Genomic DNA, 20,477 nt, shown 5'->3' on the forward strand with positions numbered 1-20,477 from the left:
TGACCTAGCGCGGCGGAGTCGGTCGGAGTCGGCGAAGCTCCTCGAAGAGCTCACGCTCGCGCGGGGTGAGGGTCTGGGGGAGCACGATCTTGACCCGTACCAGCTCGTCGCCCTGGCCGCCCCCGCGAAGATGCGGGATACCGTACCCGGGGAGCCGGAAGGTCTTCCCACTGGAGGTTTCGGGCGGGATCTTCATGGTGACCCGCCCGCGGAGAGTCGGGACCTCGACCTCGGCCCCCAGCGCGGCCTCCCAGACCGCGAGGGGAAGCTCCAGGTGGAGGTCGTCACCTCTCCGCTCGAAGAGCGGGTGCGGCATGACCCGCACCTGGAGATAGAGGTCACCGCGCGGGCCTCCGCCTGCGCCGGCGCCACCTTCCCCGGCGGCGCGGACGCGGGAACCGTCCCGCACGCCCGCCGGGATCTTGACCTCTACCCGGCGGGGGCGCGTCACCTCGCCCGCTCCGCCGCAGGTCGGGCAAGGGCTCCCCGCGTGTTGCCCGGCCCCACCGCACGTCGCACACCGCTCGGGCAACTCGAGCTCGACGGTCCGTCGCGTTCCCTGAGCGGCCTCATCCAGGCTGACCTCGATGGGGGTCTCGAGGTCCTGGCCGCGCCGGCTCGGCGAGCCTCGCCCGAAGGGCCGCCCACCGCCGAGGATATCCTCGAAGTCGATGGTCCCCGCTCCGCCCCCCGGGCGAGCCCGCCCCGCGCCGCGAGCGCCGAGGTCGCCGAAGAACGTGCGGAAGAATTCGGAGAAATCATGGAGGTCCCCGCGCTCGACGTGGACCTGGTAGTTGCCGAACCCACCCGGGGCGCCGCCCGCGCCCGGAAAGCCCTCGGCATAACGCTGCCAGTCGCCCCCGAGGGTGTCGTAGCGCCGGCGCTTCGCGGGGTCCGACAGGACCTCGTAGGCTTCGTTGGCCTCCTTGAAGCGCTCGCCGGCGGCCTTGTTCCCGGGGTTCATGTCGGGATGGTGCTTCCGGGCCAGCCGGCGGTAGGCCTTCTTGATGGCCTTCTCGTCGGCCGTCCGGTCGACCCCGAGGATCTTGTAGTAGTCCTTGTACGCGACAGCCATCTCAGTCAGTCCCTACGCCATTTCGGGGGGTCTCGGAAGACCCCCCGATAATCGGTTGCGGCCGCACAGCCGCCGCTCGGAGCGCTGCCCGACGCGCCGCACGCTCGGAGCGAGCTCCCGGTTACTCCGACAGCCTCCTGGGCGGTTTCCGGCTCCTCCTTGGATTGTAGCAAACCCGACAGGGGGGCCGGTCCGGACTGGGGCGGCCCGCTGGGCGCCGTCGGAACGACCAGGCGCAACGGACCGCGCAACCGCCAAGGATTGGTGGTCCGCTCCGAGCGGCGGCTGTGCCGCCGCAATTGTCCTGGGGGAGGTCTCGGAGGAGGCCGTCGAGGCCCCCTCCGACTGCCTTACCCGCGGCCCACGGTGAAGGCGACGAAGAGCGCGGAAGACCCGCGCTGGAGCAGGAGTGTCACCCGCTCGCCCTCCTTGAGCCCGCGCGCGAGGCGCTCGAACTCGGCGACGTTCCTGATTTTCTGCCGATTGAGCTCCCGGATGACGTCACCCGGCTGGATCCCGCCGGTGTCGGCCGGGCTGCCCGACTCGACCGACGCCACCACGACGCCCTCGGCAGCCCGAAGACCGAGCTGGCGCGCCAGGTCCGGCGTGAGCGGCTTCACCTCGAGCCCGAGCAGGCTCCTGGCCTTGGAGGACCGTCCAGCGATTTCGGCCTCGTCCGGGGCCTCGCCGATCTTCACCTCTACCGTGCGCTCGCCGCGCTCGCGCAGCAGCTTGACCTTCGCGCTACTGCCGGGCCCGGCGAGGCCGACCGCGCGCTGGAGGTCGCTCGGCGCCGACACGCGCTTGCCGTTGAACTCCACGATGATGTCGCCCGACTTGAGGCCGGCCTTCTCGGCCGGACTCCCCTCCACGACGTCGGCGACCAGGACGCCGCTCTCCTCCTTGGCGCCGAAGCTCTTCGAGAGCTCCGCGGTCAGCGGCTGCACGCTGACCCCGAGCCAGCCCCGGGTCACTTTGCCGCGGGTGGTGAGCTCCCCGTAGATCTTCTTGGCCAGGTTGATCGGGATGGCGAAGCCGATGCCCAGCGAGCCGCCGGTGCGGCTCACGATGGCCGTGTTGATCCCGATGACCTCGCCCGCCATGTCGACGAGCGGGCCGCCCGAGTTGCCCGGGTTGATCGCGGCGTCGGTCTGGAGGAAATCATCGAAGGGTCCCTGGCCGAGGACGCGGCCCTTGGCGCTGATGATGCCCGCGGTGACCGTCTGGGTGAACCCGAACGGGCTGCCGATGGCGAGCACCCAGTCCCCGACCTGTGCCACGTCGGAATCCCCCAGCCGCGCCGCCGGGTAGTTCGCGCCACCCGCGATCCGGAGCACGGCGAGGTCGGACTTGGCATCGGCGCCGAGGACCTTGGCCTTGTGCTTTTTCCCGTCGGCGGTGACGACCTCGATCTCCGAGGCTCCCTCGACGACGTGGGCGTTCGTGAGCGCGATCCCCGACGGGTCCACGACGACGCCCGAGCCGAGGCTCTTCTGCGTGTACTCGCGGGGCCCCCCGAAGAAGCGACGGAAGAACTCCTCCCCGAAGAACTCCTCCATCGGGCTCCGCGGCCCGGCGAAGGGGTTCTTCAGGACGGTCACGGTGTTGATGTTGATGACGGCCGGCCCGACCGTGGCCGCCACCTGCCGGAACGTGTTCGAGCTCTCCGGCGCCGCGACCCGGACGATCGGGGCCGCCACCAATGCCGACCGCGGAGCCTGGGCGAAGCTCGTCACGCCGTAGGCGCCCAGCCCGGCCCCGATCGACACCGCCACCACCACCAGCGCGCACAGCGTGCGCCGCCTGAGCTGCATCATGCCTCGTTCCTCCGCATCCCGGTCACGCGCCGACTCCGGTCGCCCCTCCCGTCAGGACGGCCCGCAGCTCCTCCCCCTCCAGGGTCTCGCGCTGCTTGAGCGCCGCCGCCCCCTGGAGGAGAGTGTCTTTCTTCGATGCCAGGAGCGCTCGCACGCGGTCGTACGTGCGCTCGACGATTTGCCGGACCTCCTCGTCGATGGCTCGCGCGGTCTCCTCGCTGTAGTCCCGCTCGCCGCCGCCGGCCCATGGCGGTAACCCGTTTCGGCGCAGGAAGGCCGGACTCCCGCCGTCACTGAAGGCGAGCGGGCCCAGCCGCTCCGACATGCCGTACTTCATGACCATGAGCCGGGCCAGCTCGGTGGCGCGCTCGAGGTCGTTGTGGGCCCCTGTCGAGAGCTCGCCGTACACCATCTCCTCGGCCACATGGCCGCCCAGCAGGACGGCGATGCGGTCCTCGAGCTCGGAGCGCCGGAGGATGTAGCGGTCTTCGGTCGGGAGCTGGTAGGTCATGCCGAGCGCCGCCACCCCACGCGGAATGATCGTCACCTTGTGGACGGGATCCGCGTGGGGAACCGAGAAGGCGACCAGGGCATGACCCATCTCGTGGTGCGCCACGATGTCGCGCTCCGTCTCGGAGAGGACCCGGCTCTTCCGCTCGAGCCCCGCCACGACGCGGTCGATCGCCTCCTCGAGATCCGCCATCTCGACGGCATCCTTGCCCTTGCGGGCCGCCAGCAAGGCCGCCTCGTTGACGATGTTGGCGAGGTCGGCCCCCGCGAACCCCGGGGTCCGGGCGGCGATCACGCGGAGGTCCACGCCCGGCGCCAGGCGGACGCTCCGAGCGTGCACGCGCAGGATCGCCTCCCGCCCCCGCACGTCGGGCTTGTCCACCACCACCTGGCGGTCGAACCGCCCCGGCCGGAGCAAGGCCGGGTCCAGCACCTCCGGCCGGTTGGTGGCCGCCATGATGATGACCCCCTTGGAGGCATCGAACCCGTCCATCTCGACCAGGAGCTGGTTGAGGGTCTGCTCGCGCTCGTCGTGGCCTCCGACCATGCCGGCCACGCCCCCCCGCGTCTTCCCGATCGCGTCCAGCTCGTCGATAAAGACGATGCAGGGGGCCTTCTCCTTCGCCTGCTCGAAGAGGTCGCGGACGCGGGCGGCTCCGACGCCGACGAACATCTCCACGAACTCCGAGGCCGACAGGAAGAAGAACGGCACGTCGGCTTCGCCCGCCACGGCCCGGGCCAGCAGTGTCTTGCCGCTGCCCGGCGGCCCGATCAGGAGCACGCCCTTCGGGATCCGGCCGCCGAGCCGCTGGTACTTCTTGGGGTTCTTGAGGAAGTCGACGACCTCCTCGAGCTCGGCCCGCGCCTCGTCGACGCCGGCCACGTCGGCGAAGGTGACCCGAAGCTCCTTGCGGTCGTAGATCTTGACCTTGGAACGCCCGAACGTCAGGGCCTGGGTCGGGCCGCCGCCCAGGCGGCGGATGACGAACAGCCAGATCGCCACCATGACGCCGATGGGAAGGAGCCACCCGAAGACGAGGTCCCGGACCAGGGTGGATTCGATGCGGCCGGCGAACTCGACCCGGTGGGCCTGGAGCTCCGCGAGCAGGGCCGTGTCCTCGGCCGCCGGGATCCGGATGGTGTAGAAGAGGAGCCGCGCGTCGGATCCGGTGAGACGCTCGAGCCAGTCCGGCCGGCCCGTGGGCGCCTCCGGCACGGCGTCCTTCTTCAGGACGCCGCGGATCTCCTTCTCCCCGAAGGAGACCCGGGCGACCTTGTCCTCCCGCACCAGCTCGAGGAGCCGGCTCATGGGAAGCTCCTGGATCCGGGGGGCCAGGAGCCAGCTCTGGAGCACGATGAGCACGACGATGCCCAGCGCGACGTAGATGGCTGAGAACTGGGCCTGCTGGCGGGCGCGCCGCTTCATCGGGCAATCCCCGGAAAAATGCTAGCCGAAGGGCTCGGGACTGTCAAACTTCGGCGGATTTCTCCGGGGTTGCGCGTTGACAGCCGGGAGGCGACGGCGTATGGTGAGAGCCGTGAGCATGGCCATCCGAATCCTCTTCGCCGGCGCCGGGTTGCTCGGGACCCTGTTCCTCGGCGGAGGCGCCCGGGCCGAAGAGTCTGCGCTCCCCGCCAGCCCGGGTCTGGACCTGTCCATGCGGGCCCGCGCCCTGGGCGTCGTGCCGGAGCCCTACTCGGCGGCGACCCTCGGTCTGGAGCCGATGCAGGCGCCCACCGGGGCCGGCATCACGCGCACGCCGCGCCTCGCGTCCAGCCGCGGGTCCGGCGTATACATCAGCGTGATCGTGTGCGATGCCGACGGCGTGGATCGCGTCTACACGGTCCGCCTCGACGACGCCGGGACGCTGCCCGAGGGCACGCTCCGCGGCACCGCCGGGCCGGGCCACCTCTTCGTCCCCGGCCGCCCGTAGACAATCGGGGCCTCGACGGCCCCCTCCCAGACCTCCCCCCTGGAGATGAAAATTGCGCGGCCGAAGCCCGCGCTCGGAGTGGAACACCAACCGTCGGCGGCTCGGTGAGCCGTGGCGCGCGGTCACTCCGACAGCCTCCGAGGATCGTCGGAGGGGCCTCGACGGCCCTCCGCGGAGCTAGGAGCGTTTCGGAGTAACCCGGAGGTTCGCCCAGAGCGGGCCATGCGTCGGGCAGCGCTCCGAGCGGCGGCTGTGCCGCCGCAACCGAGGGGGGGCATCGGGGGGGTCTTCCGAGACCCCCCGAAGAACTACCCCAGGCTCACCTCGTCGCTCAGCTCGTCCCGGTCGTCGGGGGCGCGTGGAAAGTGGCGTCGTAGCGTCTCGCCCACGTCCCGGACCGCGGAGGTGATCCCGTCGCGGGGGCGCCCCTGCCGGAAGTGGGCGACCATCATCTCTTTGAGCGACTCCCAGTATTCGTCGCTCACCCGCGCGTGGACGCCCGCGTCCCCGATCACCGCGAGCTTCCGGTCCTCGACGGCCAGGTAGATCAGGACGCCGCTGCGGTGCGCCGTGCGGGTCATGCCCAGGCGCTCGAACAGCGCCACGGCCCGGGCCATCGGGTCCCCGGGACAGCGGGCGTCCAGGTGGACCCGGATCTCTCCCGACGTGGCGGCCTCGGCTTCCACGATGGCGCGCCGCACCGCCTCGAGGTCGCCGTCGCTCATGAAGCCCCGCACCCAGCCGGGAGGCCGCGCCCTGGCCATGCCCGCCCTCCTCACCACTCCCCGCTGGCGCCGCCGCCGCCGAAGCTCCCGCCACCCCCGCTGAAGCTGTCCGACGACGACGAGCCCGACCCGGAGGAGTCCGAGCCACCCCACGACCCCGAGACGGGGGCCCAGCCCGCCCCGCGGCCGGTCCAGCCGCCCCGGGCGGCCCGACGGAACTGGGCCATCGCCATGACCAGCACCACGCCGAAGACCAGCAGCATGACGGCGGGGATCACGTACCAACCCGCCCTTCCCGAGTCGGGCCGCGAGACCGGTCGCTGGTACGTGCCGGCGAGGGTGGCGGCGATCGCGTCGAGGCCGCCCTCGATCCCCTCGGCGAACCGGCGCTCTCGGAAGCGTGGCGCCACCACATCCCGGATGATCGAGGAGGCGGTGGCGTCGGTCAGCGTCGCCTCGAGCCCATAGCCCACCTCGAGGCGCATCTTGCGGTCCTCGAGGAAGACGAGAAAGATGACGCCGTTGTCGAGCCCCTTCTGGCCGATCCGCCAGGCCTGGGCCAGCCGGATGGAGTAGTCCTCGAGGTTCTCGCCCCCCAGTGACCGGAAGATCGCCACCACGACCTGATTCGAGCTGGTGCGTTCGCGCTCGGCGAGTTTCCGCTCGAGCCGGTCGCGCTCTGCTGCCGTCAGCGCGCCGGCATAGTCGTTGATGCGCCGCGTCGGCGGCGCCGGAACGGCGAGCTGGGCGGCGGCGGCCAGGAGGATGGCGATGACCAGCGGCACCGGTGGGGAAGCGGCGCTAGAGCGCCAGTGTCGCCAAACCTGGACACCCGGCGCAGGCCACGGCGCTAGAACTGCACCTTCGGAGCCGCCTCGCTGCCCGGCGCGGCCTCGAAGAATGCCTTCTCTTTGAACCCCCGGACCGAGGCGACCAGGCTCGCCGGAAAGACGGCGAGTCGCGTGTTGAAGTCGCGCACCGTCTCGTTGTAGCGGCGCCGCTCCACCGCGATGCGGTTCTCCGTGCCCTCGAGCTGGCTCTGGAGGGCGAGGAAGTTCTGGTTCGACTTGAGGTCGGGGTAGCGCTCCACGGTGACGAGCAGCCGGCCGAGCGCCCCGCTCAACTGGTTCTGGGCTTCCTGGAACTTCTGGAGGGCCTGGGGATCGTTGACCATCTCCGGCGTCACCCGGATCTGGCTGGCACTGGCCCGGGCCCGGGTGACTTCCTCGAGGACCGTGCGCTCCTGGGCGGCGAAGCCCTTGACGGTCTCGACGAGATTGGGGATCAGGTCGGCCCGCCGCTGGTAGACGGTCTGGACCTGCGCCCACTGAGCCTTCACGGCCTGATCCCGGGTCACCAGGTCGTTGTTGACGCCGACGGCCCAGCCGCCCACGGCCAGCAGGATCAGCGCGAGGACGCCGAGGGCGACCAGGGCTTTCACGAGCCGCGATTATATCACCGGCGGCCGGCCGCGCCGCATCAGGATCAGGGCGCCGCCGACCAGGACGAGGCCGGCGGTCCCCACGGCCAGGCGGTCCCCCGCCAGCTGGGCGATACCCCCCAGGACGAGCGGGCCCAGGATCATCCCGGCGTCCATGGCGATGCGATAGAGGGCGAGATGACCGGCGGGCAGCGGCGTGCCCACCCGGTCGGCGAGGACCAAGGCCGGAATCATCCAGACGGCGAAACCTCCCCCGACGAGGACGAGCCCGATGACGAAGAGCTCCGGCCGGGTGCCGACGGCGAGGAGCCCGCCGCCTGCCACCACCGAGGCAGCCCCGGTGAGGAAGACGGGCTCCCGCCGGAAGCGATCGATCACGAGCCCGACCCCGATCAGCCCCGCGAGCTCGGCGACGTATCCGGCCCCGAGGGCGAGGCCGAGCGCCGGGGCGCTCAGCCCGTAGCGCGCGTGGCCGAGGAGTGGAATCAGCGTCGCGACGAGGCCTGTCCACGTCATGGCCAGCGCCAGCCCGGCGGCGTACACGGGGGCCAGCCGGCGCAGCTCCGCGGCCGGTATTCGCAGCACCCCCGCACTCGGGGCGACGTGGCGGCCCGCCCACGGCTCGACCGACCGCCCGGCCAGGAAGCCCGCCATCACCGCGAGCCCAGCCCCCACGAAGACCACCCGCCAGCCGGCCGCGTGCGCCAGCTCGGCGGCGAGGACGCTGCCGGCCGCCATGCTCAGGATCGCGACGGCCTCGAAGGCGTTGGTCAGCCGGCCGCGCCACGCCGCCGGGGCGGCCTCCAGGAACTCGGCGAAGACGGCCAGGAACGCCGCGGAGGCCCCGAGGCCCATGAGGAGTCGCGCGGCCAGGAAGACCCGGAAGGACGGCGCCAGCCCGCACGCGACCGAGCCCACGATGAGGCCGACCAGTCCGAGGAAGACCGCGGTCCGCGTCCCCCAGCGGGCGCGGGTCCAGCTCGCCGGATAGCTCCCGCCGAGCCGGCCCACGGCGTAGACGGTGTTGATGAGCCCGGCCTCGACCGTGGAGAGCGCCCACTCCCCGGCGACCAGCGGGAGGAGCGGCGGGAGCATTCCGACGTTGAACGCCGTCAGGACACCGAGGCCGTACAGGGGGAGCAGCGGCGCGAGAACCGGGGCGAGCCGCCCCTCCGCCGTCCCTTCCGGCCGGTCGAACACTTCCGGCGGGACGACGCGGCCGGCGGGCTCGCCCCAGACGGGATCCGGCCGGGGGTCCTCGGGCTCCGTCACCGGGCGCGGCGGGCCGGCTGCTCCTGCCCGGCGCGCCACAGCCGCTCCGGCGTGATCGGCAGCCGGGTCACCCGGACGCCGACCGCATCGAAGACCGCGTTGGCAATCGCCGGCGCCGTCGGCACCAGCGCGGGCTCGCCGATCCCGCGCGCCCCCCACGGGCCCATCCCCTCTCCCGACTCCAGGATGATCGCCGTCACGTCGGGCACGTCGAGCGCGGTCGGGATCAGGTAGGTCATCAGGTTCGGCGTGAGGGTGAGGCCGGCCGCCACCCGATCCTCTTCGAGGAGGGCGTAGCCGATGCCCATCGCCACCCCGCCCTCGACCTGACCCTCGACCGAGTTCCGGTTGATCACCTTCCCGACGTCGTAGCAGGCGACTACTCGCAGGACCTGGACCTCGCCCGTGTCCTCGTCGACCTCGACCTCCACCGCCTGGGAGCCGAACGTGAAGTCCGGAAACACCTTGCCCTGGCCGGTCTCGAAGTCCATCACCTGTCCGGCGGGCGCCTGGTAGATGGCGAACGCCGAGCGTGGGCGATGGGCGCGGGCACAGGCCGCCGCCAGCTCCTTGAACGAGAGCTTCCTCTGGGGGTTCCCCTCCGCGTACGCCAGCCCGTCGGCCAGCACGATCGTCTCGGGCGGCACGTTGAGCAGCTCCCCCGTCTGCTGAAGGAGCGTGGCCCGGAGCTCGCTGGCCGCCTTGTGGACGGCCGACCCCGACATGTAGAGCTGCCGGGTGGCGGTCGTGGTGCCGGCCAGCGGCGTGAGCGCCGAGTCTCCGATGTGGATGGTGATCTCGTCCTGCGCGAGACCGAGGATCTCGGCGGTGATCTGGACGAGGGAGGCCGCCTGGCCGCCGCCGATGTCGGGCACGCCCGTGCGGACGAGCACGGTGCCGTCCATCTGAAGCTCGACCCACGCGCTCGACCAGTCGTGGAGCCAGACGATCCGCCCGTACGCGGTCAGCGCCGAAGCGACCCCGCGCCCGATCCGCTTCCCCGGCCCCGACGGCGTCCGCGGCGGGCCGAGGGCGTGCCAGGCGCGCGCGGCCGTCTCCGGGAGGAGCACCGCGGTCTCCAGCTCCTGACCCGACGCGAGACGCTCCCCCTTCCGGAGGTAGTTCCGCTCGCGGAAGGCCAGCGGGTCGAGCGCCAGCGCCCGGGCGAGCGCGTCCATCTGGCTCTCGTAGGCGAAGGCCGGCTGAGCCGAGCCGAAGCCGCGGAAGGCCGAGGTCGGCGGGTTGTTGGTGAGGACGGCGACCCCGTCGACCTTGACGTGCGGGATCCGGTAGGGACCGGCCGCGTGGACCATGGCGTAGAGGAGCGTGAGGGGGGACAGGTAGGCGTAGCCGCCGGCATCCGCGATGAGCTCGACCTGGAGCGCCACCAGGGTGCCGTCCCGCCTGGCGCCATGCGTGTACTTCATGACGAATGGATGCCGCTTGGTCGGGGAGAGAATCGACTCCTCGCGGGAGTAGCAGAGTCGAACCGGACGGCGGGTCTTCCAGACCAGGAGCCCGAGGAACACCTCGACCGTCACGTCTTCCTTGCCGCCGAAGCCGCCTCCGATGTAGGGCGCGATGATCCGGACCCGGGAATGCGGGAGGCCCAGGACGTTCGCCACGTCCCGGAAATGCTCGATGACCTGCGTGGCGACCCGGAGCGTGATGACGCCATTCTCGTCGAGCCAGCCCACCCCGGCCTCGGGCTCGATGAAGGCGTGGTCGATGAAGCCCGTCCGGTAGGTCTCGGCCACGACGACGTCGGCCTCCCGGAAGCCCGCCTCCACGTCGCCCTTCCGGATCTTCCACCGCGAGATGACGTTGCCCGTCGGCTCGAGCGGCGGCGCATCCGGGCGCAAGGCTTCCTCGGGATCGAAGACGCCCGGCCGGTCCTCGTATTCGACCACGACCAGGCGGGCCGCCTCCTCGGCGGCTTCCTCGGTCTCGGCGGCCACCAGGGCCACCGCCTCACCCAGGTAGCGGACAGTGTCGCCGGCCAGCACCTGGGTCCGCGCCCGCAAGGGACCGATGGCCGTCGTCTGACCGGGCACGTCGCTGAACAGCACGTTGTGCGGCACGTCGCGGGCCGTCAGCACGCAGGTGACGCCCGGGAGCGCCTCGGCCCGGCTCCCGTCGATCTTCAGGATGCGCGCCGACGGGCGGGTGGCGCGCACCACCTTGGCGTGAAGCATCCCGGCCAGCGCGAAGTCGTCGGCATAGCGCAGGAGGCCGTAGACCTTGTCCCGGGCGTCCGGCCGCGGAGCGCGGTCGCCGACGATGCGGAACCCGGACGTCGTGCTCATCGCTCCTCGCCGAGCCGCCGGCGTGTCGCGCTGGCCGGAACACTCACTCCGTCGCGCCCACCAGCCGCCGGGCCGCAGCCTCGGCGGCATCCACGATCTTCTGGTACCCCGTGCAGCGGCACAGGTTGCCGCCGATCGCCTCGCGGATCTCGCCGCGCGTCGCGCGCGGGTGCTCCTGGAGAAAGGCGTAGAGCGAGACGAGCATCCCCGGGATGCAGATGCCGCACTGGGCGGCGCCGAGCTCGACGAAGGTGGCCTGAAGCGGATGCGGCGCCTCCGGACCACCGAGCCCGCGCACGGTCAGCACCGACTTGCCCTCGGCCTGGACCGCGAGAGCCAGGCAGGAGTTGATGGCCCGGCCGTCCAGCACCACCGCGCAGGCCCCGCAGTCGCCGCGCTCGCACCCGGACTTCACCTCGGTCGCGGCCAGGCGCTGACGGAGCACCCAGAGCAGGGTCTCGTGGGGCTCCACGGTGACCCGCGCCCGCGCGCCGTTCAGCGTGAACTCGATGGGGCGCATCAGGCCGCCGGTTCGCGAGCCCGGCCGAGGCCGCGCGCCACCAGGGCCCGGACCATGCCGCGGCGGTAGTCGTGGCTGCCCCGGACGTCGGTGATGGGCCGAGCGGCGGCGGCCGCCAGCTCCGCCGCGCGGGCGATCCGGTCGAGGGCGAGGGGCTGGCCCACCAGCACCGCTTCGGCGTCGGGCACCCGGAACGGCCGTGGCGCGACCGCGCCGAGCGCGATCGCCGCCGCCGCGCAGCGCCCCTCCGCGTCGAGGGCGACCCGGGTTGCGACGCTCACCACCGCGATGGCGCCACCGCGCTTCAGCCCGAGCTTGTAGAAGGACTGGTGGCCGCCCGCCACCGGCGTCACGACCGCCCGGACCAGCTCCCCCGTCTGGAGCGCGGTGCGACGGGGGCCCAGCAGGAATTCCGCGAGGGCGAGGACCCGCTCGCCCCCGGGGCCCGCCAGGACGACCCGGGCGTCGAGGACCAGCAGGGGGACCGCGAGGTCGGCGCCCGGGCTCGCGTTGGCCAGGTTGCCGCCGAGCGTCGCCTTGTTGCGGGTGAGGAAGTCGGCGAAGTCGTGGGCGGCCTGGCGGAGAGCGGGCAGCCGCTCGGCCACCAGCGGAGAGGCGAGGAGCTCGCCCACGGTCACGCCACCGCCGAGGCGGAGCCCGTCCTCGCCGCTCGCGACGCCGCGGAGCTCGGGAAGCTCGGAGACGTCCACGAGCATCCGCGGCATCTGGCGTCGTTCCCGCAGGTCCACCAGCAGGTCGGTCCCGCCGGCCAGCGGGCGCGCCTCGGGGTTTCCCCCGAGGAGCGTGATCGCCTGGCCGAGCGAGGCCGCCCGGTGGTACTCGAAGCGCGGCAACAGCATGTCAGTCGGAGGGGGGCCTCGACGGCCCCCCTCCGGGACCTCTGCCCAGACCTTCGCTCGGGAGCACTCAGGGGACGGTGCTGGCGGCGACGAAGACCCCGCCGGTGAAGCGCGAATCGTAGGGGAAGAAGCTCCGGATCGGCGTCCCCGTCGGACCGTCGAACACCCGCACGTGCGGGCCGCCCCCGGGCCCGGCGCCGGTGATGACGTCGGCCTTGTTGTCGCCGTTGATGAACCCGGCCGCCACCCGGACGCCGCCGCGGAAGCGCGGATCGTAGGCGAAGAATCCCCGGATTTCCACGCCGGTGCCACCGTCGAAGACTCGCACGTGCGGCCCGCCGCCGGCCCCGGCGCCCGTGATGATGTCCGCCTTGCCGTCGCCGTTCACGTCGCCGGTCGCGACGAAGACCCCGCCGTTGAAGCGGGGATCGTAGGCGAAGAACGAGCGGAGCGAGGTCCCACTGACCCCGTCGAAGACCCGCACCTGCGGGGAGCCCGTGGCCGCGCCCGTGACGATGTCGGCTACGCCGTCGCCGTTCACATCACCGGCCGCTACCGTGACGCCGCCCGTGAACGTCGTGTCGTAGGCGAAGAAGTTTCGGATCATCGCACCGCTCACCCCGTCGAAGGCGCGGACCTGCGGGCCCCCGCCCTGACCCGGCCCGGTGACGATGTCGGCCACCCCATCGCCGCTGACGTCGCCCGCCGCCACGAACACTCCACCGGTGAAGCCCTCGGCGTAGGCCAAGAAATTGCGGATCAGCGCGCTCGTGCGGCCATCGTAGATCCGAACCTCGGGGGTGCCGCCCGGGCCGGCTCCGGTGATGAGGTCCGGGACACCATCGCTGTTCAGGTCGGCGGCGGCCACGGTCACCCCGCCCCGGAAGGTCGTGGCGAAGGCAAAGAAGCTCAGATCGCCGGCGCCGGACTCGGCGTGGAAGCTGCGCACGTGCGGCCCGCCGCCCCGCCCGGCGCCCGTGACGAGGATGTTGTCCACCTGGACCGTCCACAGCTCGATCCCGCTGGTGCCGTCGTTGGCCTGGAAGACCAGCGTGCCCTGCAGGTTCGTCAGCTCCAGCGGGTTCGAGCTGCCGGACCCGGGGTTGATGTCCGTGACCAGCGCCGTGCCGGCCGTGGTGCCGGTGCTCCGCCAGAGCTCCCGGCCGCTCTCGTTGGTCGCGGCGAAGTAGAGGACGCCGTCCACGTTCGTGAGGCCGCCCGGCGACGAGCTGCTGGCCCCGGGGCCGATGTTCCGCACCAGCACCGTCCCGGTATCCGTCCCGTTGCTCTTCCAGAGCTCGTCCCCGTTCGTCGGCTCGGTCGCCCCGAAGAAGAGCGTCCCGTTCACGTTGACGAGGTCGTGGGGGCTCGAGCTGGCCGCGCCCGGGTTGATGTTCTTCACCAGCGTGGTCCCGGTGTCCGTCCCGTTGCTCTTCCAGAGCTCATCCCCGTTCGTCGGCTCGGTCGCCCCGAAGAAGAGCGTCCCGTTCACGTCGACGAGGTCGTGGGGGCTCGAGCTGGCCGCGCCGGGGTTGATGTTCTTCACGATCGTGGTCCCGGTCTCCGACCCGTTGCTCTTCCAGAGCTCGCGGCCATTCACGCTCTCGTCGGCCGTGAAGAAGAGCGTCCCGTTGACGTTGACCAGGTTGTCAGGACTGGAGCTCCCGGCTCCGACCACGATGTCCTTCACGACGGCCGTGCCGCCGTCCGACCCGTCGCTCTTCCAGAGCTCGGTCCCGGTACTCGGGTTGAAGGCCGTGAAGAACAGCGTGCCGTTGACGTTCGTCAGGTGATCGGGGGACGAGTTGCCGCCCAGATTGATGTGCTTGACGATGACCGTTCCGGTCTCCGTTCCGTCGCTCTTCCAGAGCTCGACGCCGCTCGTCCCGTCGTCGGCGGCGAAGAAGAGCACGCCGTTGACGTTGGTCAGGTTGTGCGGGCTCGAGCTGGCCGCCCCCGCCTGGATGTTCTTCACCAGGACGGTCCCGGCCTCGGTGCCGTTGCTCTTCCAGAGCTCGAGACCGTTGACCCCGTCGGTGGCCGCGAAGAACAGGGTGCCGTTGACGTTGGTGAGCTCCTGCGGCACCGAGCTGCCCGGACCGGGGTTGATGTCCCTCACCCGCACGGTTCCCGCCGCCGATCCGTCGCTCTTCCAGAGCTCGATGCCCGTCGAGCCGTCGTTGGCCGCGAAGAAGGCCGTGCCCCCGACGGCCGTGATGTCGGTGGGAACAGAGTTGGGCAGGCCGGGGTTGATGTCTTTGACGAGCACGGCCCGGGGCGGGAGCGCCGCCAGGCCGATCCCCGGCAGGCCGAACTGGGCGACCAGCAGCACCACCAGGACCACCGCTTCGAATCGGGTCGGTCGGGACAGCATGTTGGATTCTCCTCCCTGTGTCAGCGCACGTCTTGGGGGGCGGTCACCTGGCGCCAGCGTCGCGGCGAGCAGGAGCGCCCCTGGTGCGAGGCTGTCCGGCGGTCCCCGACCGACCACCCGCCGTACTCGCCCCGCCCTGAATGGCGGGGATCAGCGTAACCTCATCCCCCTCCCGAAGTACCGTGCCGTCCGCGGCCGACTGTCCGTTGACGGCCGTGTGCAGCTCGAGTTCCGAGACTCCGAGCCGCTGCATCGCGTCGAAGACCGTGGCGCCGCCAGGCAGCTCGAGCGTGATGGTGTCGCGCCCATCCGCGGCGCGCGCCAGGCCGAAGACGTACTTGACGGTGACCATCATGCTAGCACTTCGGCCAGCCCGGTCCCTCGGATAATGCGGTGATCCGGCTATGGCGGTCCGACCTCATCGGGGGCTTCTCCCTTCCCATCTCAGGTGGTCAGCGCCCACCGCCCCGGCGGGGCCGCCGGCGGGGAGCGCGCCTCCGGCCGTTCGACCGCCGGCGCGCCCCGCGTGCCAGCCGCTCGCGGGTCGGCCGCCGGCGCCCAGCTCCGATCATGGCGACGGCTCGGATCTCGATGAGGAACTCGGGCCGCGCCAGCTCCCGCACGCCGATCAGCGACATCGCCGGCAGGGGGTCGGCGAAATACTCCTGGGCCACCCGACCCATCGGCTCCATCATGCCGACGTCCGTCACGTAGGCCGTCATCTCGACGATGTCCCCGAGGTCACCGCCGGCCTGCCGCAGCAGGGTGCGCATGTTCTCGATGGCCTGGCGGGTCTGGGCAGCCGGGTCTCCGACGCCGACCAGCTTCCGGTTGGGGCCCTGGCGGTCATAGGCCACCTGGCCGGCCAGGAAGACCAGGCGGGCCGGCCCGTCGACGACGGTGCCGTGGGAGAACGGCCACGGGTGCGGCGCCTGCTTCGTCAACGCCGTCCGCTTCATCCGCCCCTCCTGCGCCCGGCCCCCTCCCATGCTCCAGGAGCCTGTCGGACTAATGAGAACTGGAGGCCGGAATTCTTGGCTGCGACAGCTTCCGAGCGGCGGCTTGGCCGCCGCAACCGACGGGGGGGCATCGGGGGGGTCTTCCGAGACCCCCCCGAGGATCTAAACATCCCAGCCGCCGTCGACGGTCAGGCACTGCCCCGTCATGTTCCGCGACTCGTCGGTGCACAGGAAGCATACCGCGTTCGCCACGTCGTCAGCGGTCGTGACCCGGCGGAGGGCCATCTCCTGGACGTATTCGGCGTAGACCTGCTCGGGTGTCCACCCGCGCTTCCGCGCCTTCTCGCGGCAGAGCCGGTCCATCCGTGGCCCGCCGACGATCCCCGGGGCCACGCAGTTCACGGTGATGCCGTGAGGGCCGACCTCGAGCGCGACCGTGCGGGTGAAGCCCCGCACGGCCCACTTCGACGACGAGTAGGCCGCCCGCAGCTTGTAGCCGCGGAGCCCGGAGGTGCCCGCGATGTTCACGATCTTCCCGCCGCCCTGCCGGAGCATGACGGGTACCACGTGCTTGGTCGGGAGAAAGGTCCCCCGGAGGTTCACCGCGAGCACCTCGTCCCAGTCCTCCAGCTTGATCTGGTGGACGGGCGTCTCGATGGGGCCCGTCGTCCCGGCACAGTTCACCAGGACGTCGACCCGCCCGAAGGTGTCGACCGTGGCCTCGACCAGCGCCCGCACCGAGGCCTCGTCGCGCACGTCGGTCGGCACGACCAGTGCCCGGCGCCCGAGCGCGCGGACCTCGGCGGCCACCACCTCGAGGGGCGGCGCCTCCCGCGCCGCCAGCACCAGGTCGGCGCCCTCGCCGGCGAGGCGCCGGACGATCGCCTCTCCCATGCCCTTGGCGGCGCCCGTCACGATCGTCACCCGGTCGCGAAGCTTCATCGCGCGCTCTTCCTCTCGGCCGGCGCGCCCGCGACGCTCGGGGGGCCGGCGGCATCGGGCCCGTACCCCTCGCGGCGGTCCTGCGCCAGGAGCGCGGCGGGACGCGCGGCGGTGTCGCCGTATCCGCCGCCGCCGGAGGTCTCGATCAGGACGACGTCCCCCGGCTCGAGGGCCACGGTCTCCTTGCCCTTGATCTCGCGCCGCCCGCCACCGCGCTCGAGCATGATCCGGTAGGGCAGCCCGTCGGCGCCGCCGAAGATGCCCCAGGGGGGGATCACGCGGCGCTCGAGCATCGTGGTGAGCGTGGTGGCGGCGAGCACGCGGTAGGCGCGGCGGAGCCCGCACCCGCCCCGGTGGCGACCGGCGCCCCCGCTCCCGGGACGCAGCGCGTGCTCCAGCACCTCCATCGGATACTCGGTCTCGATCACCTCGGTCGGCGTGTTCATGACGTTCGACATGTGGACCCGGACGGCGTGGCCCCCGTCGCGGTGGGCCCCGGCGCCCTCGCCGCCCCCATGGACCTCGTAGAGGATGTGCCAGCGTCCATCGCGCCGCGTCCCGAAGAGCAGGAGGCCGGAGGTCGTCGGGCCGCCCGCGGTGATTCGCTCGGGAATGGCCGTCGCCAGGGCCTTGTAACAGGCGTCGACGACCCGCTGGGACGTCTCGTGGTTGCCGCCCACGACCGGCGCATCGCGAGGCGGGTTGAGGATCGTCCCCGGCGGCACGTTGACGGCGATCGGCCGGTAGGAGCCGTCGTTCCCCGGGACGTCGGGCGCCACCAGCGACTTGAGGCTGTAGTAGACGGCGGAGCACGCCACGAACGGCGTGGTGTTCACCGGACCCTTCACGCTGGGGCCGGTCCCGGTGAAGTCGAACGTGGCCCGATCGCCGCGAATCGTCACGGTGACCCGGATCGGCACCGGCCGGTCTTCGTGGCCGTCGTCGTCCACCCAGTCCTCCCCCGCGTAGACTCCGGGCGGGATGGTCTGGATGGCCGCCCGCATCTGCGCCTCGGCGGCCGCCAGGAGCCGCTCGAAGCAGGCCAGGATGGTCCGGACGCCGTATCGCTCGAACAGCTCGCCGAGCCGCCGGGCCGCCACTTCGGCCGCGGCGTACTGCGCCAGGCAGTCGCCCTCGCGCTCTTCGCGGCCGCGGACGTTCGACAGGATGACATCGAGCGCCCGGGTGGGGCCGCGTCGGTCGAACACCTTGATCGGCGCGATCCGGAGCCCCTCCTGGTAGGCGTCGCTGGCGCTCGGCACGTAGGAGCCCGGCACGGCGCCGCCGATGTCGGCCCAGTGGGCGAGGCTGACGGCGAACGCCGCCAGCCGGCCTCCGGCAAAGACGGGCCGGATCGCCTTGACGTCGGGCAGATGGTTGCCCCCGACCTCGGGGAGGTTCAGGTAGTAGACGTCGCCGTCACGGAGGTCGCGGCGCGGGACCCGCTTGAGGAACTCTTTCACGGTGAACGCCATGACGCCGAGGTGGATCGGGATGTCCCGGCCCTGGGCGATCAGGCGTCCGCGCGCGTCGGTGAGCGCGCTCGAGAGGTCGCCGGCCTCCTTGAGGAGCGGGGACCGGGCGGAGCGCATGACGATGACGCTCATCTCTTCCGCGATCGCGAGGATCGCGTGCCGGACGACCTCGAGCGTCACCGGATTCAGCGTCACGTCAGTCGCAGCCCGCTGCGTCCCGTCGTCCTCGCCCGGCCCCGTTCCGCGTCGATTCCTTCACGGGCTCTCACTTCGCCGTTTCGATGACGAGATTCCCGAAGCGGTCCACCACGCCGGCCTGGCCGGGGTAAATCAGGGTAGTGGCCCACGGGTCCTCGATCAGCGCGGGACCCTTCAGCGGGTGCTCGGCCGGGAGGTCTCCGCGTCGGTAGACGGGCAGCACGGTCTCGCCGCCCTCCGTGAAGTAGGCGGGCTGCTCGGCGTACGGCGCCGCCGGCCCCGCCCCCGGCCACTCGGGGAAGCGCGCGCCCGCCACCGGGACCGCCGCCCGGACGCGGAGGTTCACGCACTCCATGGCGTCCTCCGTGGCGTAGGTGTAGAGGCGCTCGTGGAGCGCCTGGAAATCGCGCCGGAGCGCCTCCACGTCGCCGCGCCACGGGACGTTCAGCTCGTAGTTCTGGCCCACGTAGCGCACGTCCACGCTCCGGAGCAGCTGGATGACCTCGGGAGCGTGGCCCTCGGTCAGGAGCGGCCCCCGGACCACGGCCAGGAGCGGCTCGAAGCGGACCTCGAGCTCGGCGGGGTCGAGCCCGTCGAGGGGCCGGCGAAAGGTCTGGACGTGATCGTAGGCGACCTCGGTCACCGCGCATCCCAGTGCCGAGAAGAGCCCGGCATGGGCCGGCACCACGACCCGCGGGATGCCGAGCTCGAGCGCGAGCCGGCCCCCGTGGAGCGGTCCGGCCCCGCCATAGGCGATCAGCGTGAAGTCGCGAAGGTCGAACCCGCGCTGCACCGAGATGAGACGGATCGCCCGGCGCATGGCCGCGTTGGTGACCTCGAGGACGCCCGCCGCCGCCTCGCGGAGACCGAGCCCGAGCGCCCGCGCCAGCGGCGTGAGAGCCGCCTCGGCGGGCCCCCGCGCCACGCGGATCGACTCGCCGAGGAGGGCATCCGCCCGAAGCGTGCCCGCGGCCACGTGGGCGTCCGTCACGGTCGGCGCGTTCCCGCCGAGCCCGTAGCAGGCGGGCCCCGGCCGCGCCCCCGCGCTGGCCGGACCCACCCGGAGCGCGCCACCCGGATCCAGCGCCGCCAGGGATCCGCCGCCGGCCCCGATCGATTCCACGGCCACCGAGGGCAGGCGCACCGGATGCCCGCCGAGCCGGCGCTGGGGCAGCGTCTGGGCCTGCCCGTCCGCGATCAGACAGACATCCGTCGTCGTCCCGCCCATGTCGAAGGCGATGGCGTTCCGGAGTCCGAGGGCCCGGACGAGAAAGCGCGCGGCGGCGACGCCCCCGGCCGGACCCGAGACCGCCATCGCCAGCGGTCGCCGGCGGGCCGCGGCCGCCGACATCATGGCCCCGTTCGACTGGAGGAGGTGCAGCGACCCGGCGAATCCGGCGCGGGCGAGCGAGGCCTCCAGGTCCGCGAGGTAGCGGTCAGCCAGCGGCATCACGGCGGCGTTGAGGGCCGTGGTGGCCGTGCGCTCGTACTCCCGGAACTCGGCGTTGACCTCGTGCGACACCGAGACGTAGGGACAGGCGCCGGCGAGTGCCGTCGCCAGGCGCGCCTCGTGCTCGGGACAGGCGTAGGCGTGGAGGAGACAGACCGCCACCGCCTCGACGCCGGCCGCGCGGAGACCGGCGACCAGCTCCGACACTTCGCCCTCGGCGAGGGGGACCACCACGCGTCCGTCGGCGGCGACCCGCTCGGTGACCTCGAACCGGAGATGCCGGGGCACGAGCGGCGGAGGCCGCGGTGGCAGGTCGAGACGGTAGAGATCGAGCCGGCTCTGTCGCCCGATCTCGAGGACGTCGCGGAAGCCGCGGGTCGTGACGAGGGCGGTGCGTGCCCCCGTCCCTTCCACGACCGCGTTGGTCACGATCGTGGTTCCGTGGGCGACCGCCGCGGCCCCGACGCCCAGCGCCTGGACGCCGTAGAGCACGCCGCGGGCGGGAGCGTCCGGCGTGGTCAGGACCTTGCGGGAGCGGATGGCGCCCGAGCCGGCCTCGATGGCGACCAGATCGGTGAAGGTGCCGCCCACGTCGACGCCGACGCGTGCCGTCACGGGG

General features: G+C 72.2%; 17 protein-coding genes. 1 reads left to right on the forward strand and 16 read right to left on the reverse strand.

Features of this window, described 5'->3' with window-relative positions; all coding sequences use genetic code 11:
- Window positions 1–4: 4 nt before the first annotated feature.
- The 3 genes from VGW35_01730 to ftsH form a co-directional block, all read right to left on the reverse strand.
- Window positions 5–1,075 (reverse strand): DnaJ C-terminal domain-containing protein, encoded by a 1,071-nt coding sequence (locus tag VGW35_01730; protein ID HEV8306361.1) that lies wholly within the window; start codon window positions 1,073–1,075, stop codon window positions 5–7.
- 350 nt (window positions 1,076–1,425) lie between these two features.
- Window positions 1,426–2,892: a DegQ family serine endoprotease gene (locus VGW35_01735; protein ID HEV8306362.1), complete on the reverse strand. Its 1,467-nt coding sequence runs from the start codon at window positions 2,890–2,892 to the stop codon at window positions 1,426–1,428.
- A 22-nt stretch (window positions 2,893–2,914) separates the two neighbouring features.
- Entirely contained in the window at window positions 2,915–4,828 is a 1,914-nt protein-coding gene (ftsH, locus tag VGW35_01740; protein ID HEV8306363.1) for an ATP-dependent zinc metalloprotease FtsH, read from the reverse strand.
- A 118-nt stretch (window positions 4,829–4,946) separates the two neighbouring features.
- Here ftsH and VGW35_01745 point away from each other — a divergent pair, with 118 nt between their 5' ends.
- Window positions 4,947–5,336: a hypothetical protein gene (locus VGW35_01745; protein ID HEV8306364.1), complete on the forward strand. Its 390-nt coding sequence runs from the start codon at window positions 4,947–4,949 to the stop codon at window positions 5,334–5,336.
- Window positions 5,337–5,644: 308 nt separating this feature from the next.
- Here VGW35_01745 and VGW35_01750 read toward each other — a convergent pair whose 3' ends face one another.
- From VGW35_01750 to VGW35_01810, 13 genes are all read right to left on the reverse strand, one after another.
- On the reverse strand, window positions 5,645–6,100 hold the full coding sequence (locus tag VGW35_01750) for a TPM domain-containing protein (GenBank protein ID HEV8306365.1): 456 nt from the start codon (window positions 6,098–6,100) through the stop codon (window positions 5,645–5,647).
- 11 nt (window positions 6,101–6,111) lie between these two features.
- The gene (locus VGW35_01755) at window positions 6,112–6,846 is read right to left on the reverse strand and encodes a TPM domain-containing protein (protein HEV8306366.1); all 735 of its coding nucleotides are present in this window, start codon (window positions 6,844–6,846) and stop codon (window positions 6,112–6,114) included.
- A 65-nt stretch (window positions 6,847–6,911) separates the two neighbouring features.
- On the reverse strand, window positions 6,912–7,502 hold the full coding sequence (locus VGW35_01760) for a LemA family protein (protein HEV8306367.1): 591 nt from the start codon (window positions 7,500–7,502) through the stop codon (window positions 6,912–6,914).
- Window positions 7,503–7,511: 9 nt separating this feature from the next.
- On the reverse strand, window positions 7,512–8,774 hold the full coding sequence (locus VGW35_01765; GenBank protein ID HEV8306368.1) for an MFS transporter: 1,263 nt from the start codon (window positions 8,772–8,774) through the stop codon (window positions 7,512–7,514).
- Complete coding sequence (locus VGW35_01770) at window positions 8,771–11,080, reverse strand: xanthine dehydrogenase family protein molybdopterin-binding subunit (GenBank protein HEV8306369.1); 2,310 nt, start codon at window positions 11,078–11,080, stop codon at window positions 8,771–8,773. Before VGW35_01770 ends, VGW35_01765 begins: the two co-directional genes overlap by 4 nt.
- 43 nt (window positions 11,081–11,123) lie before the next feature.
- Entirely contained in the window at window positions 11,124–11,600 is a 477-nt protein-coding gene (locus tag VGW35_01775) for a (2Fe-2S)-binding protein (GenBank protein ID HEV8306370.1), read from the reverse strand.
- On the reverse strand, window positions 11,600–12,460 hold the full coding sequence (locus tag VGW35_01780; GenBank protein ID HEV8306371.1) for a xanthine dehydrogenase family protein subunit M: 861 nt from the start codon (window positions 12,458–12,460) through the stop codon (window positions 11,600–11,602). Before VGW35_01780 ends, VGW35_01775 begins: the two co-directional genes overlap by 1 nt.
- Window positions 12,461–12,527: 67 nt before the next feature.
- Window positions 12,528–14,834: an ELWxxDGT repeat protein gene (locus VGW35_01785; GenBank protein HEV8306372.1), complete on the reverse strand. Its 2,307-nt coding sequence runs from the start codon at window positions 14,832–14,834 to the stop codon at window positions 12,528–12,530.
- A gap of 43 nt (window positions 14,835–14,877) precedes the next feature.
- Complete coding sequence (locus VGW35_01790; GenBank protein HEV8306373.1) at window positions 14,878–15,189, reverse strand: MoaD/ThiS family protein; 312 nt, start codon at window positions 15,187–15,189, stop codon at window positions 14,878–14,880.
- Window positions 15,190–15,286: 97 nt separating this feature from the next.
- Window positions 15,287–15,793 carry a RidA family protein gene (locus VGW35_01795; GenBank protein HEV8306374.1) on the reverse strand — a complete coding sequence of 169 codons (507 nt, stop codon included), beginning with the start codon at window positions 15,791–15,793 and terminating at the stop codon, window positions 15,287–15,289.
- A 162-nt stretch (window positions 15,794–15,955) separates the two neighbouring features.
- On the reverse strand, window positions 15,956–16,735 hold the full coding sequence (locus tag VGW35_01800; protein ID HEV8306375.1) for an SDR family NAD(P)-dependent oxidoreductase: 780 nt from the start codon (window positions 16,733–16,735) through the stop codon (window positions 15,956–15,958).
- Window positions 16,732–18,405 (reverse strand): hydantoinase B/oxoprolinase family protein, encoded by a 1,674-nt coding sequence (locus tag VGW35_01805; protein ID HEV8306376.1) that lies wholly within the window; start codon window positions 18,403–18,405, stop codon window positions 16,732–16,734. The genes VGW35_01800 and VGW35_01805 overlap by 4 nt, the downstream gene beginning before the upstream one ends.
- A 70-nt stretch (window positions 18,406–18,475) precedes the next feature.
- The gene (locus VGW35_01810; protein HEV8306377.1) at window positions 18,476–20,473 is read right to left on the reverse strand and encodes a hydantoinase/oxoprolinase family protein; all 1,998 of its coding nucleotides are present in this window, start codon (window positions 20,471–20,473) and stop codon (window positions 18,476–18,478) included.
- Window positions 20,474–20,477 lie beyond the last annotated feature (4 nt).

This window comes from Candidatus Methylomirabilota bacterium, assembly GCA_036005065.1.
GTDB lineage: Bacteria > Methylomirabilota > Methylomirabilia > Rokubacteriales > DASRDR01 > DASYQW01.